The 16,185-nt window shown below is 74.2% G+C and carries 9 protein-coding genes; 5 read left to right on the top strand and 4 right to left on the bottom strand.

Annotated features, from left to right (window positions below; all coding sequences use genetic code 11):
* Positions 1 to 101 precede the first annotated feature (101 nt).
* Positions 102 to 2,795, bottom strand: a complete 2,694-nt coding sequence (locus E4N62_RS20750; protein WP_230216529.1) for a LuxR C-terminal-related transcriptional regulator — start codon at positions 2,793 to 2,795, stop codon at positions 102 to 104.
* Positions 2,796 to 2,923: 128 nt separating this feature from the next.
* Positions 2,924 to 4,636: an IlvD/Edd family dehydratase gene (locus E4N62_RS20745; protein ID WP_230216527.1), complete on the bottom strand. Its 1,713-nt coding sequence runs from the start codon at positions 4,634 to 4,636 to the stop codon at positions 2,924 to 2,926.
* A 49-nt stretch (positions 4,637 to 4,685) separates the two neighbouring features.
* Here E4N62_RS20745 and E4N62_RS20740 point away from each other — a divergent pair, with 49 nt between their 5' ends.
* From E4N62_RS20740 to E4N62_RS20725, 4 genes are all read left to right on the top strand, one after another.
* On the top strand, positions 4,686 to 5,510 hold the full coding sequence (locus E4N62_RS20740) for an IclR family transcriptional regulator (protein ID WP_230216525.1): 825 nt from the start codon (positions 4,686 to 4,688) through the stop codon (positions 5,508 to 5,510).
* A 122-nt stretch (positions 5,511 to 5,632) separates the two neighbouring features.
* Positions 5,633 to 6,691, top strand: coding sequence for a zinc-binding dehydrogenase (locus E4N62_RS20735; RefSeq protein ID WP_230217039.1), 1,059 nt, complete (start codon positions 5,633 to 5,635; stop codon positions 6,689 to 6,691).
* 35 nt (positions 6,692 to 6,726) lie between these two features.
* Positions 6,727 to 7,860, top strand: a complete 1,134-nt coding sequence (locus E4N62_RS20730; protein ID WP_230216523.1) for a PP2C family protein-serine/threonine phosphatase — start codon at positions 6,727 to 6,729, stop codon at positions 7,858 to 7,860.
* A gap of 162 nt (positions 7,861 to 8,022) precedes the next feature.
* Positions 8,023 to 9,210, top strand: coding sequence for a macro domain-containing protein (locus E4N62_RS20725; RefSeq protein WP_230216521.1), 1,188 nt, complete (start codon positions 8,023 to 8,025; stop codon positions 9,208 to 9,210).
* A 143-nt stretch (positions 9,211 to 9,353) separates the two neighbouring features.
* Here the strand turns inward: E4N62_RS20725 and E4N62_RS20720 are convergent, their stop codons facing one another.
* Both E4N62_RS20720 and E4N62_RS20715 read right to left on the bottom strand, forming a co-directional pair.
* A complete protein-coding gene (locus tag E4N62_RS20720; protein WP_230216519.1) occupies positions 9,354 to 10,169 on the bottom strand; it encodes an RES family NAD+ phosphorylase in 816 nt (271 codons plus the stop codon).
* 1 nt (position 10,170) lies between these two features.
* Positions 10,171 to 10,869 carry a DUF3168 domain-containing protein gene (locus E4N62_RS20715; protein WP_230216517.1) on the bottom strand — a complete coding sequence of 233 codons (699 nt, stop codon included), beginning with the start codon at positions 10,867 to 10,869 and terminating at the stop codon, positions 10,171 to 10,173.
* 165 nt (positions 10,870 to 11,034) lie between these two features.
* Between E4N62_RS20715 and E4N62_RS20710 the strand changes: the two genes are divergently transcribed.
* A complete protein-coding gene (locus tag E4N62_RS20710) occupies positions 11,035 to 16,185 on the top strand; it encodes a CHAT domain-containing protein (RefSeq protein WP_230216515.1) in 5,151 nt (1,716 codons plus the stop codon).

Here is a 16,185-nt window from a genome sequence, read left to right as displayed (position 1 = left end):
CGTTGCGCGCTTGCTGCTGCCCTGGTTCGTCCGGCACCCCGAGTCGGTCTGCCGGACGGTGAACATGTTCGGCGTCACCGAGACGTGCAGCGGCACAGGTGTCACAGGAGTCGCAGCTCGCGGGCACGGCGTACGGCGTCGTTGCGGCGGTTGACCGCGAGCTTGCGGAAGACGCTCTTGAGGTGCGTCTTGACGGTGTTGACCGACAGGCACAGGTCGGCGGCGATCTCCTCGGTGGACATCATCCGGTCCAGGCGCCGCAGCACATCGCGTTCGCGGCCGCTGAGCTCCTCCACGACCCGCGGGCGTTCCTCCGGTGCGGGCGGGCCGGTGCGCGTGGGCTGTCCGGCGGGCTGGGGGGTGAGCCAGCCGGCCGCGAGGCTCCGCAGCGGGGCGGTGTCGAGCAGCGGCCGGAGCCAGCCGCCGGCCTCGGCGAAGGGCCGGCGCAGCCGCTCGCGCCGGGCCTCCTGGATCGCCTGGGCCACGAGTCGGCGCACGGCGGCCTGGTCGCCCAGGGCGTGCGCGGCCTCGGCACGGACCAGCAAGGCCCGTACGGTCACCGCCGGGCCGGTGGGGTTCTCGGGGCGCAGCCCGTCCAGCAGCTCGATGGCCGCGAGGGGCGCGCCCGCGGCCAGGCGGGCGCGTGCCTCGCCCACCGCGCACACCGGCTGGTGGCCGGGTACGGCGTGCAGCAGTTCGGCGGCCGCCTCGGGCCGGCCTCGGGCGAGGTGGGCGGCGGAGGCGACCAGGGCCGTGTTGCCCTCCGCCCAGGGGGAGGCCACATCGGCGGCCACGGCCGGTTCGGCCGCCGCCAGGGCGGCCCGGGTGTCGCCTCGGGCCAGCAGCAGACGAGCGGTCGCGAGGGCCCGGCCGGCCTCGGTCACCGGGTCCCGCGTCGCGGGTGGGGTGTCGGCCGCCGCGTCGAGATGGGCGCGGGCCAGCCGTAGTTCGCTCCGGTCGACGGCCACGGCCGCGAGGACGAGCCGTGCGACGCCGAACCCGGACGGCTGCGGCAGGCTGTACCGCTCGGAGACGGTCAGTGCCGCCATGGCCTTGCGTTCCGCTCTGCCGAGCCAGCCGTTCAGATAGTCGATGAGGGCCAGTCGGCCGAGGGAGTCCTCCCGCGGGAGCGCGGTCGACACGCCGTCGGAGCCTTCGGCGACCAGCGACAGGACGGTGCGCGCCTCCTCGAAGCGCCCGGCCCACAGCCGTGCGGAGCCCAGATGGGCGAGGAGCAGGGCGGTGAGTTCGGGGTGCCGGTCCAGGAGGTGGGCGGGGACCTGGTCGCGCAGCCGCTCGGCGGTCCCGGCGGCCTGTTCCGCCCTGCCCGGTGAGCCGGTGAGCCGGGCGGCCAGCGTCTCCAGCAGCAGGCAGCTCAGGCGGGCCGCCGCCGGGCCCGGTTCGTCCTGGGCCCGTGCCCGGTCCTCCTCCCCCGCGAGGCTCCGTTCGGCGTGCCGCAGGTGGGTCAGGCCCCGGTCGAGCTCGCACCGGGAGAGCTCACGGGCGGCCCGTACGAGGTCCGCGGCGGGGCTCGTGGCCCCGGGGTCCATGTGGGAGAACAGGTCGGTGAGGTCGTCGGAGCGCAGGCCGGTGAAGAGCTGGCCGATGGCGAGGTCGTCGACGAGGGCTCCGGCGGTGAACTCCCAGTCGCCCGCGTCGGCGCCGTGCCCGAGCGCCTCCGGGAGCATGTCCGAGCGGAGCAGCCACTGGGCGGCCCGGCGGTGGAGCACGGGTTCCAGGCCGGGGTGGCGCATGCGCAGGTGGGCGCGGAGGATCTCCCCGAAGAGGGGGTGCAGGCGATACCAGGCGTGCCCGAGGTCCTCGACGAACGCGTTCCCCCGGTGCAGCCCGGCCAGGATGCCCTCGGCGTCGGCGCGTTCGGTGAGCGCGTCGGCCAGTTCGGGGCGGAAGCGGTCCAGGACGCTGACCCGCAGGAGGAGGTCCTGGGTCTCGGGGGTCTGCCGTTCGAGCACTTCCGCGAGCAGGAAGTCGGCGACGGCCGTGCGTTCCGCCTCGAACCGTTTCAGATAGGTCTCCGGGTCCGGGTTCTCGCTCGCGGCCAGCGCGCACAGCCGCAGACCGGCCGCCCACCCCCGGGTGCGCTCCACGAGCGCCTCCGCGGCGGGTACCGGGTGCCGCAGGCCGTGCTGGTCCAGCAGGACGGCCGCCTCCTCGGGCGTGAAGGCGAGTTCGGCGTTCCTGATCTCCGTGATGTCGCCGGCCGTCCGGTGGCGGTGCAGCGGCAGCAGGGGTTCGGTGCGGGTGACGAGGATCAGGCGGAGACCGGACGCCGCGTGGTGCAGGACGAACTCCAGCTGGTCCGCGATCTCCGGGTCGGTCACCCGGTCGTACTCGTCGAGCACCACGATGACGGGCCGCTCCAGGGCGCCCAGTTCGGCGGCGAGCCGGGTCAGCAGGGTGCGGTCCACGCGGCCGGCGTCGGCCGGGCAGCCGATGTCGGCCGGCAGGGGCACGCCGGCCGCGCGGAGCGCCTGGAGGACGTACGCCCAGAACATGCCGGGGCCCTGGTCGCCGGCCTCGGTGGTGAGCCAGGCGACCGGCCGGTCCCGCCGGGCCGCCCAGTCGGCGACCAGCAGGGTCTTGCCGGCACCGGCGGCCCCGTTGACCACGGTCAGCGGTGTGCTCAGGGCCTGGTCGAGGTGGTCGTCCAGACGTGCGCGCCGCAGGAACGTGGCGGGCCGGGCCGGTACCGCGAAGCGGGTCGGCAGGAACGGGTCGCCCTGGGGATCGGCGCGGGATGCCGACCCCTGCCCCCTCTCCCCGGACCTCACCATGGCGTTCACCACCACCAGCCGTCGGAACTCGGGCAGCGTTCCTCGTTCAGCATCCCAGCGATCCCCCGTGTCCGCCCGTCGCACGGCCGCGGAGGGCGCACGGGGGCTCGGCGGAGCGCCGTCCGGCGTCAGTGGGACTCGCGGCTCACCTCGGAGCCGCTGGAGCCGAGGAGGAAGTCGAGGTCGGCGCCGGTGTCGGCCTGGAGGACGTGGTCGACGTAGAGGCGTTCCCAGCCGCGGCGCGGTGCGGCGAACCCGTCGTGTGTGGCCCGGTCGGGCGTGCGCGCTGCCAGCTCGTCCGCGGGCACGTCGACGTCGATGCGGCGGGCCGCCACGTCCAGGGTGACGACGTCACCGGTCCGGACGAGGGCGAGCGGGCCGCCGGCCGCGGCCTCCGGCGCCACGTGCAGGACGACCGTGCCGTACGCGGTGCCGCTCATCCGGCCGTCGCAGACGCGGACCATGTCACGGACGCCCTGTTCGAGGAGCTTCTTCGGCAGCGGCATGTTGGCGACCTCGGGCATGCCCGGGTAGCCCTTGGGGCCGCAGCCGCGCAGGACGAGGACGGAGTCGGCGTCGACGTCGAGGTCCGGGTCGTCGATACGGGCGCGGAAGTCCTCGATGGAGTCGAAGACGACGGCCCGGCCCCGGTGCCGGAGCAGGTGCGGTGAGGCGGCGGCGGGTTTGATCAGCGCGCCGTCGGGGGCGAGGTTGCCGCGCAGGACGGCGATGCCGCCCTCTGCGACCAGCGGTTCGGAGCGGGTGCGGATGACCTCGGCATCCCAGATGGGGGCGTCGTCGAGGAAGTCGACCAGCGGCCGGCCGGTCACGGTCAGCGCGTCGGGGTCGAGCAGATCGCGGACCTCCCGCAGGACGGCGAGCAGCCCTCCGGCACGGTGCAGGTCCTCCATCAGGAAGCGGCCGGCGGGCTGGAGGTCGACCAGGACCGGCACCCGGGAACCGATGCGGTCGAAGTCGTCCAGCGTCAGGTCGACGCCCGACCGGCCCGCGATCGCCAGGAGGTGGACGACCGCGTTGGTGGAACCGCCGATCGCCGCCAGGGCGACGATCGCGTTGTGGAAGGACGCCTCGGTCAGGAAGGTGCCCGGCCGCCGGTCGGCGCCCACCATGTCCACGGCCAGCCGGCCGGTGTGGTGCGCGGCCTCCAGCAGCCGGCTGTCGGCGGCGGGGGTCCCGGCCAGACCGGGCACCACCGTGCCCAGCGCCTCGGCGACCAGCGCCATCGTCGACGCGGTGCCCATCGTGTTGCAGTGGCCCCGGCTGCGGATCATCGCCGACTCGGAGCGTACGAACTGCTCCTGGGAGAGCGTGCCCGCCCGGACCTCCTCCGAGAGCTGCCACACGCCGGTGCCGCAGCCCAGCAGGGCGCCGCGGAAGGTGCCGTTGAGCATCGGTCCGCCGGGGACCACGACCGCGGGGAGATCCACCGAGGCGGCGGCCATCAGCAGGGAGGGGATGGTCTTGTCGCAGCCGCCGAGGAGCACCACGCCGTCGACGGGGTTGGCCCGCAGCATCTCCTCCGTGGCCATCGCGGCCATGTTCCGCCACAGCATCGCGGTGGGCCGCACGTTCGTCTCGCCGAGCGACACCACCGGCAGGTCCAGCGGGATGCCGCCCGCCTCGTACACGCCGTTGCGCACCGAGGCGGCGACCTCGTCCAGGTGCGCGTTGCAGGGGGTGAGGTCCGAGGCGGTGTTGGCGATGGCGATCTGCGGGCGGCCGGTGAAGGCGTCGCCCGGCACGCCCCGTCGCATCCACGCCCGGTGGATGTAGGCGTTGCGGTCCTGTCCCCCGTACCACTGCGCGCTGCGGAGCGTCACCCGGAGCCCCTTCCGACTATCGGTACGGCGGTCTACAGTCTGGAACGCGATGAAGCATACGCAGGCGTACGGGAGCGCGACAGACCCCGCGGAGGATGGCCCGACGGGTGCCGGGGGCGGCCGTCTCGTGGGGGCGGACCGGGTGTTGGCGGTCCTGAAGGAGCTGGCCGGATATCCGGGCGGGGTGGGTCTGGAGGAGCTGACCCGGGTGGTCGGCAGCCCCAAGCCGACGGTGCACCGGGCGCTGGTCGCGCTGCGCCGGGCCGGGCTCGCCGACCAGGACGCGCGGGGGCGTTACGGGCTCGGCGACGAGTTCCTGCGCATGGCCTTCGCGCACCACGAGGCGCGGCCGGAGCACGTCCGCGTCCGCCCGGTGCTGGAAGCTCTGGCCCACCGTTTCGGGGAGACCGCGCACTACGCGGTGCTCGACGGCCGGGAGGTCGTGTACCGGGCCAAGGTCGACCCGCCCGACGGCGCCGTCCGGTTGACGTCGACGGTCGGCGGGCGCAACCCGGCCCACACCACCGCCGTCGGGAAGCTGCTGCTCGCCGGGCGGTTGGGCACCCCGACGGAGGTGGACGCGTGGGTCGGCGGCTCGTCCCTGGAGCGTCGTACGCCCCGGACGCTGTGCACGGCCGCCGCGCTGCACCGGGAGCTGGCGGCCACCCGCGCCCGGGGCCACGGCGTCGACGACCAGGAGACCGAGACCGGGGTCAACTGCGTGGCGCTGCCGGTGTTCCTGACCTCGCCGACCGTCCCGTCCGGGGCCGTGAGTGTCAGCGCGCTCACCTACCGGACGCCCCTGGCGGCCCTGGTCGGCGCGCTCGACGAGATCCGCGCGCTGCTCGGGCCCCTGGGCGAGCCGCACCGATGAGGTCCCACCCGATACCCCGCTGACGACCCTGCCCACACCCACGCCCACGCCCACGCCTGTCCCCGGCCCCGGCCCCGGCCGCCCGGCATCCGACCAGCCCTGGAGAAAGACCCGTGGACCTCATGCGCGCGTTCGTCCTCACCGCCCCCGGCTCGTACGAGGTCCAGGAGCTCCCGGCGCCGGTGGCCGGGCCCGGGGAGGTCGTCGTCGACGTGGAGCGGGTCGGCGTGTGCGGTACCGACATGGAGTTCTTCACCGGCACGATGGCCTACCTCCACCAGGGGCACGCGGCCTATCCGATGCGCATCGGCCACGAGTGGGCCGGGCGGGTGTCGGCGGCCGGGGACGGTGTCGACCCGGGCTGGGTCGGCCGGCGCGTCATGGGCGACACGATGCTGGGCTGCGGCGGCTGCCGCCGGTGCCTCCGGGGCGACCAGCACGTCTGTGAGCGGCGCCTGGAGGTCGGCATCCGCGGCGGTCTGGCCGGTGCCCTGGCGGAGCGGCTCGCCGTACCGGCCACGTCCCTGCACGGCCTGCCGGACTCGGTGGACGCGGTGCTCGGCGCACTGGTGGAGCCGGGCGGCAACGCGCTGCGCGCGGCGGAGGCGGCCGCGCCCCGGCCGGGGGACCGGGCCCTGGTCCTGGGCCCCGGGACGATCGGGCTGCTGGTCGCGCTGTTCCTCCGGGCCGCGGGTGCGGAGGTCCACCTCATGGGCGAGAACGCCGCCTCCCTCGCCTTTGCCCGCGGTCTGGGATTCGAGCACACCTGGACCGAGGACTCCCTCCCGGACCTCCCCTTCGACGCCGTCGTCGACGCCACGAACGCGGCCCGGCTGCCGCACCGCGCAGTGGAGTGGGTGGAGCCGGGCGGCCGCGTGGTCTACATCGGGCTGGCCGCCGTGCCCAGCCGGATCGACACTCGCGCGCTCGTCCTCAAGGACGTCACCGCCGTCGGTGTCCTGTCCGCCTCCCCCGGACTCGACGCCGCCATCCGCGCGTACGCCACCGGCGTGATCGACCCCCGGCCGCTCGTCGCCGCCACGGTGACCCTCGACGACGTCGGCCAGGTGCTCGCCGGTGAGCGCCCGGCCGGGGCCGGAGCCGGGCCGAAGGTCCATGTCGACCCCCGGCTCCGGCCGCTCCGGCGGGGCGGTTCCCGGCCGTGGGAGGACCCGGCTTAACGTACGGGGAGATCACGATCTGCCCGGGAGTTGGCATGGCCGGTATCCGCCGGAAGAGACCTGTCGAGGCCGTCGACGCCTTCGAGACCATCGAGCCGCCGCGCAACGCCGAACTGATCCTCGGCGTGCTGGCGGTCACCGCCGTGGTGGAGGCGCTCGGGGCGCTGTCCGGGTCCGAGGTGTGGCTGCTCGGTCTGCTGGTGTTCCTGCCGGGCACGGCCTCCGCGCTGTGCACGGTCCGCCAGACGGCGTTCGTCGCCGCGTGGACCACGCTCGTGGTCACCACCACGGCGGTGGTGCGCGACGTCGACGCCGACCGCTGGCTCGACCGGCTCCTCCTCGTGCTGCTCACCCTCGCCCTGGGCGTGGCGTCGGTGTACGCCTGCCACCGGCGGATCCGGCGCGAGCACGAGATGTTCCGGCTGCGTTCCACGGCCGCGGCCATGCAGCGGCACATCCTGCACCCTCTCCCGCTGCTCACCGGCGACGTGCTGGTCAACGGCGTCTACGAGCCCCTCCAGGAGGACCGGCTGGTCGGTGGGGACATCTACGACGTCGTCGACTCGCCCTGGGGGACCCGGGTGCTGATCGGAGACGTCCAGGGCAAGGGACTGGCCGCCGTGGGCGCCGCGTTCGCCGTGATCGGCACCTTCCGTGAGGCCGCCCATCGCGAGCCCACGCTCACCGCCCTCGTCGACGCCCTGGACGCGGCGGTCGTGCGGCACAACTCCTACGCCGAGCACACCGGTGACGACGAGCGCTTCGTCACCGCCCTCGTGATCGGCATCGACGCGCACGGCGACGAGGTGCAGGCCGTCAACTGCGGGCATGTCCCGCCGCATGTGCTGCACGAGGGCACGGTCACCACGGCCGCGCTGGACTCCGGGGTCCCGCTCGGCCTCGCCGAACTGGCGCTGGAACCCACGATCGTGGGCTGGTTCGCGTTCCCGGAGGGCGCGACGCTGCTGCTGAGCACCGACGGCCTCACCGAGACCCGGGCCGCCGACGGCACGTTCTACCCGGTCGACGAACGCCTCGCCGAGCATCTCGACCTCTCCCCCACCGAGCTGCCCCGGGCCCTGTACGAGGACGCCCGCGCGTACGCGGGCGGCGGCGGCCGGCACGACGACGTGGCCGTCCTGACGGTGCGCCGGTCACCACGCCACTGAACCGGACCGAAGCCGACGGCACACCCGACTTCGGCACTCCGGTCGGGACGGGGGTCGGCCTGACGGCGCCGTCGGGCGAGTGGTCGGTTCGGCGGGCGGACGTTTTCTCCGGATCGTCCCAAACCGCTTGCCCGGTGCGGACGCCCTGCTCATCCTTGAGCGGTGACCGATGAGCAGGAGCGGGCCGCCCCCGGTGGCCCGACGGTGTTGCACAGGCTGGTGGACGAACTGGGCCGGGTCCGCGCGCTGGGGCTGCTGCGGCTGCACGAGGCGGAGTTGGAGATGCTGCACGCCTGCGTCGCGGGCCGGACGCCCGGTGCGGAGACAGCGGAGACGGCGGAGACGTCCGCACCGGGCGTCCGGGTGGAACCGGAGGCCGTCGAGCGTCTGCTGCACACCGTGGTCCTGGGCCTCGACGGGGCGCTGCTGCGCGACGCGGCCCTCCACTCGTTCGGTTTCGCCTCCGGCACCCGCGACCTGTCGGGCAAGGAACGCCGGCAGCGGGCGGCCCATGTCTACCGGGTCGGGGCGGAGCGGTTCCGCAAGCATCAGGAGAAGCTGATGCTCCAACAGGTCGCGCGGGCGCTCCTGAACGGGGAGGGCCGAGACGCCGCGGCCGTGCCGGGAACCCGGGAGGGTCCCTCCGAGGGTGTCGGCGCGGCACCGCCGGCGGATGCCGTCCTTCCCGTCCGGGCGGGACGCCACGTGGTGCGGACCGCTTTCTCCCACGGGGACGTCCTGCTCACCGTGCATGTGGCGCCCATCGAACTCGTCACCGGCGTGGACGTCCTGGTCTCCTCGGAGAACATCTACTTCGAGATGTCCAAGACGTTCCGTCGCACGGTCTCCGGCAGTCTGCGACGGGCCGGTGCCACCAAGGACTCCGTCGGCCGTATCACGGACGACGTGATAGCACGCCAACTCGCCGCCTGGATGCGCAAGTTCGGGGTGCCCGGGCTGCCGGTGGCGGCGGGCACGGTGGCCGTCACCTCGCCGGGAGCCCTGTCGGCGCAGGGGGTGCGGCGAATTCTCCACGCGGCGGTCGCCACGCCCTCGGCGACGGGCGACGGGTACGAGACCGCGCCCGATGCCGTCGCGGCCGCCGTCCGGCGCGTGTTCCAACTGGCGGCGGCGGAACGCCGTGCGGGCCGTGTCCCGCTGCGGTCCATCGCCCTGCCCCTGCTCGGGGCGGGCCGGGGCGGTCTCGACGCGCGGACCAGCGCCGAGACGGTCGTCGGAACGCTGGAGCAGGTGCTGGGGGCCGATCCCGACTGGTCGGTGCATCTGGTGACACGCAATCCGGTCAGTGCCCGTGCGGTGTTCGACGTGCTGAGCGACAGGCGGCCCTGAATCCGACGTGCGTTTCGGCCGACGCGAGGGAGCACGGTATTCGAATTCTCTCGCCCGGGAATCTCGAATACCGTGCTCTGTTCCTGCCGCATTCCCCCGACTTTCCCCCGCCATTCCCCCGTGTTCTCACTGCGGCCTTCCGATCAGAAGTATGCACGGACGCCAGGGACGCCGGAACCCCTTTTACCGATCCCCGGGGAAATCCGGAAAGCTACCGGTTCCCGCCCGGAAAGCGCCCGGGAGGGACGGGCGGGGGCGGGGTGAGGGCGGGCGGTGTCAGGAGCCGACGCCCGGCGCGGGTCGGCCGTCCCGATCTCGACGCGGTAGTCCTCCAGGGTCTCGGCCAGCCAGTGCAGACCGTCCGCGTCGTCGAGGATCCTCGGCGGCTCGTCGGTCTCCGTCAGCAGGTCGTTCTCGGCGGCGGGCCCGAAGAGGACCAGGGACTCGTTGGGGCCGTCCAGCCGCGACCGCCAGACGAAGCCGTCCGCCCAGTCCGCCTCGCCGCGCAGCCAGTGCCCCCAGCGCCGGGTGAACGCGTACTCCGTGGGGTCGGACTCCACCAGCCACCAGTCGCTCTGCAGCACCGCGTTGAGATGGACGATGCTGCACAGGGAGACCAGTTCGACGTCCCGGGTGAGCCGCACCTGGGACAGGAGTCTGCCGTCCAGTTCCTTCCGCGGCAGGACGCGGGAGTTGCCCTGGCCGTCGAAGCGCAGGGTGCGCACGAACCTCTCGATGATCGCGGTCTCGGGTTTGGGGGCCGCGTACAGGTACGCGTAGGAATCGTTCGGAGTGCTGTCGAAGCGACCGCCGCCGAAGTGGTGGTCCTGCGGCTCCGGGTTGAAGTGGTGCGCCCTGCGGCGCCGTGAGTGCACCCGGTAGAAGACCTCGCCCGCCCGGCGGACCACCTTCCTGGCGTTCGCCGTGCCCTTCTCGGGCAGTTTCGCTCCACGAGCCATGTCAGTCGTCCTCCCCCACCACGCTCGCGGCGGCGAGCAGTTGATCGTCCAGCCCCGTGCCGAGCAGGGTCGCCGGCACGGCGTCCAGCCACGGATTGGGCCCCAGCCACCAGTCGGCCACCCCCCACGGGTCGGCCGCCGCGCCGAGCATCGCGTTGATGGCGAGCACCAGCGGCCGGGGGCGGCCCTCGCCGTCGAACTGGAACGCGGGCAGTTGCTCGGGCCCCGCCGCCGCGCGGAGCCTGATCAGTCCGGGCTGATCGGCCGCGACGCCGAAGAGTTCCGTCAGGTCCGTCTCCGTCAGGGCGGGTTCGGCCAGCAGCCGCTCGCGCGCCGAAGCCCACCGCACCGCGCCCGGCGGTGCGCCACGGGACCCCCGGGGCCCCTCGGGGCCCCTGGCGGGCAGGTCCGTCCCGCCCGGTGCGAAGCGGTCCAGGAGCACGTCGTGCGGCGGCCGCCGGACGATCGACGAGGAGGTGTAGCGCCGACTCACCGCCCGCCCCTCGTCGCCCGGCAGGGCCGCGCGCAGATGGGCGGCGACGGCGCGGGTGATCCCCCGCAGCCGTTCCTCGCTCCCGCCCTCGGCGACGAGGTCCAGCAGGACGTCGAGTTGTTCCCGGTCCTCCGGGGCGAGTTTTTCCCGGATCGACTGCGGTTCCGACACGAGCGCGGCGATCAGTTGCTGCTCGTACTCGTCCATTCGTTCCCCTCCTGGAATCCGGAATCCGGATGCGGCCGTACGCTAGTGAGCTACGATCCGATTGGCAATTCGAGAGCCGGTGCGGGGAGCATTCCCCGAAGCGGGCAGGGGGATTTCGTGTACACCGGGAATCAGGGAATCGATGATCACGCCGGGGAATCCGGGATGTCGGATCGTTTCGCTCGGATCGATCTCGTCGTACAACTCCTCGAAGCGGCCGAGGACGCTTTGGAGGGGGAAGGCCGGGAGCACGTCGTGGACCTCCTCGACGAGGTGGAGCGGAACCTGACGGAGCTGACCGACTCCGCCAACGGCCCGGCCGAACTCCGGCTGCTGCTCGGGATGTCCGCCGACGCGGCCAGGCTCCGCTACGCGTACGGCCAGGCACCCGCGGACCTGGACGACACGATCGCGCGCCTGGACCTCGTACATTCCCTGGCCACCGAGGCGTACTCCTCCACCGGGCCCGGCACCCCGCCCGACCGCGCCGACCTGGTGCTCGTCCGCCGCGAACTCGCCCTCGACCTCGCGGAACGCTGGCGTACGAACGCGCCCGGCACCCGGCGGTCGGCCGACGCGGACCGGGTCGTCGAACTGCTCGGCCCGATCCTCGGCGGCCCGGACGTGCGCCACCTGCCGGATGCCACCTTGTGCCGGGCGGTGCTGGGTCTCGTCCTCTCGGACCGCTGCCGCTGCCCCGACCACGACAGTCCGGAACGGCTCGCGGACCGCCGCGCCGCCGTCGGACTCCTGCGGTCGGCACACGACTCCGGCGACCTCTACGCGGACCTGCGCCCCGACGTGGCCTTCGACCTCGCGATGCTGTCCTTGCTCGAACTGGGTGACCGCTACGAACAGTCGCCCCCTTCGGACACTCAACCCCCGGATGCATCAGCCGAGTTCGGTGGCGTGCTCGACGTGTTGCGGCCGCTGCTGAGCGACCCCGGCCCCGGGGGCGGCGACGCGGCCGAGCTGGGCGCGGACGCGTGCGACGCGCTCACGCAGTACGACACCGGTCAGCGGGCCCAGGCGATCGCCGTGGACTGGTACCGGACCGCCCTCGCCCATCCCGCGCTGCCCGAGGAGGCCTCCCACCGGATCGCGACCAACCTGGGGCTGGCCCTGGCGGAACGGTCCGAACGCAATCGCGCGGCCCAGCACCCCGACGACCCGGCACCGGCCCATGACCGCGCCGAGGCGGGGGCCCTGTGGGAGGAGGCACTGACCCGCCTCCCCGGGACCGGCGAGGCGAGGGTGGCGTGTCTGGCCGGGATCGTCGACCTGCTCTGGATCGAGCTGTCGAACGGACTGCTGGACGACGACGGCGTCGACCGGCTCACGGCCCGCGCACGTGAACTCGCCTCCCTCGTCGCGCCGGACGACACCGACCGGGCCGAACTCGTCCTCAAGGCCGCGATCACCCTGAATCAGCGGGCGATCGACCGCGGAGCGCCGTACGCGTACGACCTGTCCAACAACGCGCTCACGACCGGCACCGCGGACCCGGCCCTGTCACCCGCCCGGGCCGAGCCCCGCATGGTGGCGGACCTCCGCGAGGCCATCGGTCTGCTGCGCACGGCGACCGGCCTCTACCACCACGAGGACGAACTCCACCTGGCCGCCCAGTGTGTGCTGGGCGTCGCCCTGCTGCTGGACTTCGCCTGCGCGCTGCCGCAGGTCCGGCACGAGTCCCTCCGCGACGCCCTGCGCATCCTGCGCGTCGTCCTGGAACGCGCCCCGGCCGACAGCGAGTTCCGCGACGAGAACCTGCACGCCTCGTTCCGCACCGCGATGCTCTACCGCGTCTGGTACACGGACCCGTTCACCGCGCCCCAGGATTCCGGGAACCGGCCGGTGCCGGACGTCACCGGGTTCCCCACCGTCGAGGACGATCTGCACCTGCTCGCCGGGCTGCTGGACCCGGCCGCCACGGAGCAGGAGCCGTACTTCGTCTTCCTCTCCGTCATGGTGGGCTTCCTGCGCTCACCGGACGGGATGCCGTCGGCGGCGGACTGCCGTGTCTGGGCGGACCGGTTGCGGCGGGCCGCACCGCTGCTCGAACCGGAGGCCTGGGGCCTCAAGGCCATGATGCTGGCCGTGGCGGGCACCCTGGGGCTCGTCCTCGACCGTTCGGGAGAGGCCACGTTCACGGACCGGGCCACCACCACGGCGACGCTCCGTCAGGCCCGAGCCCTGCTGCCGCCGGGAGCCGCGACGCGGGTGATGATCGACGGAGCGCTGCGGCAAGGGGCGGTGGCCGACGTCCGCACACTGCTGGGCACGCTGTTCCCGGCCGCCGCACGCCAGGACCGGGCGGACCCGGCACCGGAGACCCGGCCGGAGAACCCCGCATCCGGCGCCTCCGGCCCGGCGGAGCCGCAGGAGGACGAGGGCGTGCTCACCCCGCCCACGATCGACCCGGCGGCGACCGTACTGCTCGGGGACGGCACGCCCGACCCGTTCGCGCTTCCGTCCGGCCGGGTCGCCGAGATCCTCGGCGGCGACGAGGCCCCGGCGAGCGCGGCCGTGGCAGCCGCACGGGCGCTGCTGCACTATCGCCGCTGGCTCCGCGAGCGCGACGGCCAGGACCTGACGAGCGCGATCGCCCTCGTCCGGCAGGCCCTCTCCGCCCCGGACACGGCGGGGGACGCGACGACGGCCGCGCACGCCACGGCATCGGGCGACGGCAACGGCAACGGCAACGGCAACGGCAACGGCAACGGCAACGGCAACGGCAACGGCAACGGCAACGAGCACGGGGCGCCACCGGCCTCCCCGGCGCTGGCCGACCGGTGTGCCGAGTTCCTGGCCCATCTCCTCCTCGACCGGCATGTCCTGCTGGGCGACCACGCCGATCTCGACGCCGCCGTGCACGAGTACGACGTGCTGCTCGACCGCACGCCCGAGCACCTCGTCCGTCCGCCGCTGCACACCGTGCTGGCCGAGGCCGGGGATCCGCGCGTGCCGCCGCACATCTTCCGCGCCTCGGAGCCGACGAGCGGCCACGCCCCCTTCAGGGGTGAGCTGTTGTCCGCCGCGGGGACGGCGTGGCTGCTGCTCGCGCGGTCCCGTCGGCGGCCCTCCCCGACGCTGGCCGCCGACGCCGTGCGCGCCTGGCAGGAGGCCGGGCGCACCCTGCCCGCGGACCATCCCCGGATGCCGGCGGTCCGTACGGAACTGGCGGCACACGCCCTGCGCGAGGCACGCGAGACGGGGAACACCGAGGCGGTCGAGGCCGCCGTGGGCGCCCTCGTCGAGGCCGCGACGGCCTGTCCGGCCGGGAGCCCGCACCGCCCCGCGCTGCGTCTGCGCGCCGCGGCGGCCCTCGCACGGCGCACGGCCGTCGCGGGGCAGGCGGCGCCGGACCGGCTCGACGCCCTCGGTCGGGGCATCGCCCTGCTGAGGGGTGCGGCGGAGGAGGATCCGCACGAGTTCCACGGGTCACGCGGGCGGTGTCTGTACGGGCTGGGCACCCTGCTGCTCACCCGGCACCTGGAGTCGGGGCGACGCGAGGAGTTGGAGGAGGCGGTCGCCGTCCTGCGCGAGGCGCGGGTGGTGCTCAACGCGAGCCCGGGTGACCCCTTCGCCATCGCGCTGATCCGGACGATCGCCCTCGCCCATCGCGCCTTCGGCCCGCAGGAGGCCGAACACCGGCGGCAGTCCCGCGAGACGGGCAGATCGGCGCTGACCGCGTACGGCCGCTCCGTGCTGCTGCAATCGGGCGCGGACCACGGGCTCGAAGCCGCGCGGGCCATCGCGCCGGACATGCTGCGGCTGGTCCGCTGGAGCCTCGCCGACGGGCTGCCCGAGGCGGCGTTCGAGGCACTCGAACTCGGGCGCGGACTGGTGCTGAACGCGACCACGATGAACGTCACCGTCCCCGACCTGCTGCGCGAAGCCGGTCACGCGGAGCTGGCCGACGCCTGGGGGCGGGCCGCCGTCGGCAGCAGCCGGCTGAACGAGGTGCCCGACGATCTGCGGCGCCGCGTCCTGGAGGCGCTGGCGGGCGGCGCCGCCGAGAAACGGCTGCTGTCCGCGCCCCGTCCGGGGGTGCTCGGGCGCACACTGCGCCGGATGGGGACCGACGCCCTGGTCTATCTCGTGCCCGGCGAGGACGGGGCCTGCGGCCACGCGGTGATCGTCATGGCGACCGGAGTGGTCCGTTCGCTGCGGCTGCCCGGGCTGACCTCGGTGCCCACCGGCCCCGTCGGCGCGTACGACGCCGCTCTGCAGGCCTTTCAGGAGGAGGGTCGTCGGGTGCCGCCCGCGCCGCACCACCCGCTGGTCATGCACGCACGCCGTCGCAAGGCGCTGCTCCTGCTGGAGGGCAGGTGGCGGTCGGCTCTGGGACGGCTGTGCTCATGGGCCGGAGACGTCGCGATGGAACCGCTCCTGGCGGCCGCCGAGGCCTGGTGGCCGGGCCGCGTCCCTCGGATCGTCCTCGCGCCCGTGGGCCCCCTCGGCATCGTCCCCTGGCACGCGGCCCGCCGGCCGGTGTCCACGGCCTCGACCCCGGGTGGGCGGGAGGCGGCGAAGGCCGGCCACGCGTGCGAGCGGGCCGTCATCTCGTACTGCGCCAGCGCCCGTCAGCTCATCGAGGTCTCCGCCCGCCCCACAGCCGTCCTCGGCCGGGGCCACGTGGCCGTCGTGGTCGACCCGGACGGCTCGCCCACCATGCACCGTGAGGCGGCGCTCGTCGCCTCCCTCCATCCGCGGGTCACCGTGATCGGCGGCATGGGCGGGGGCCCGGGCACCGGCGGGGCGGCGCTGCCGCCGGAGCCGCGGTCGCTCGAACCGTTCCTGCCGGGGCGGGGGCCCTCGCCGACCGCGCTGCTGCACGTCAACTGTCACGCGGACACCGGCACGACCTCCAACGACTCCGTCCTCAAACTGGACGCCACGCACACGGTGTCGGTGCAGGACCTGCTGACCGGCGCCGCGGGCCGCGACCCCGCGATGCCCGGTGGCACGGTGCTGCTCGCCAACTGCACGAGCGATCTGACCCTGAGCGACCACGACGAGGCCCTGACCCTGGCGACGGCTTTCCTGGGCGCGGGCGCCACGGCGGTCGTCGGCTCCCGCTGGGCCATCGCGGACGACCCCCGGACGACGCTGCTGGTGCTCCTCGTCCACCACCACATGAAACAGGGCACGCCACCCCGGGACGCGCTGCGGGCGGCCCAGTTGTGGATGCTGGACCCCGACCGGATGCTGCCCGCCGAACTGGGCGCGTGCGAGGCGCTGTTGGCGGACACCACGACCGGGCGACCGGACGAGCTGGAGATCTGGGCGTCGTTCACGCACCACGGTCAGTAG

Source organism: Streptomyces sp. MNU76 (assembly GCF_020982545.1).
Lineage (GTDB): Bacteria > Actinomycetota > Actinomycetes > Streptomycetales > Streptomycetaceae > Streptomyces.
Note: the sequence above shows the minus strand (reverse complement) of the source record. Positions and strands in the feature narration are given on the sequence as shown.

Coding starts and splice junctions, on each gene's coding strand:
- E4N62_RS20730 (WP_230216523.1), top strand. CDS start 6,727: ATGGCCGGTATCCGCCGGAAGAGACCTGTCGAGGCCGTCGACGCCTTC.
- E4N62_RS20710 (WP_230216515.1), top strand. CDS start 11,035: ATGTCGGATCGTTTCGCTCGGATCGATCTCGTCGTACAACTCCTCGAA.
- E4N62_RS20740 (WP_230216525.1), top strand. CDS start 4,686: ATGAAGCATACGCAGGCGTACGGGAGCGCGACAGACCCCGCGGAGGAT.
- E4N62_RS20720 (WP_230216519.1), bottom strand. CDS start 10,169: ATGGCTCGTGGAGCGAAACTGCCCGAGAAGGGCACGGCGAACGCCAGG.
- E4N62_RS20750 (WP_230216529.1), bottom strand. CDS start 2,795: ATGGTGAGGTCCGGGGAGAGGGGGCAGGGGTCGGCATCCCGCGCCGAT.
- E4N62_RS20735 (WP_230217039.1), top strand. CDS start 5,633: ATGCGCGCGTTCGTCCTCACCGCCCCCGGCTCGTACGAGGTCCAGGAG.
- E4N62_RS20715 (WP_230216517.1), bottom strand. CDS start 10,869: ATGGACGAGTACGAGCAGCAACTGATCGCCGCGCTCGTGTCGGAACCG.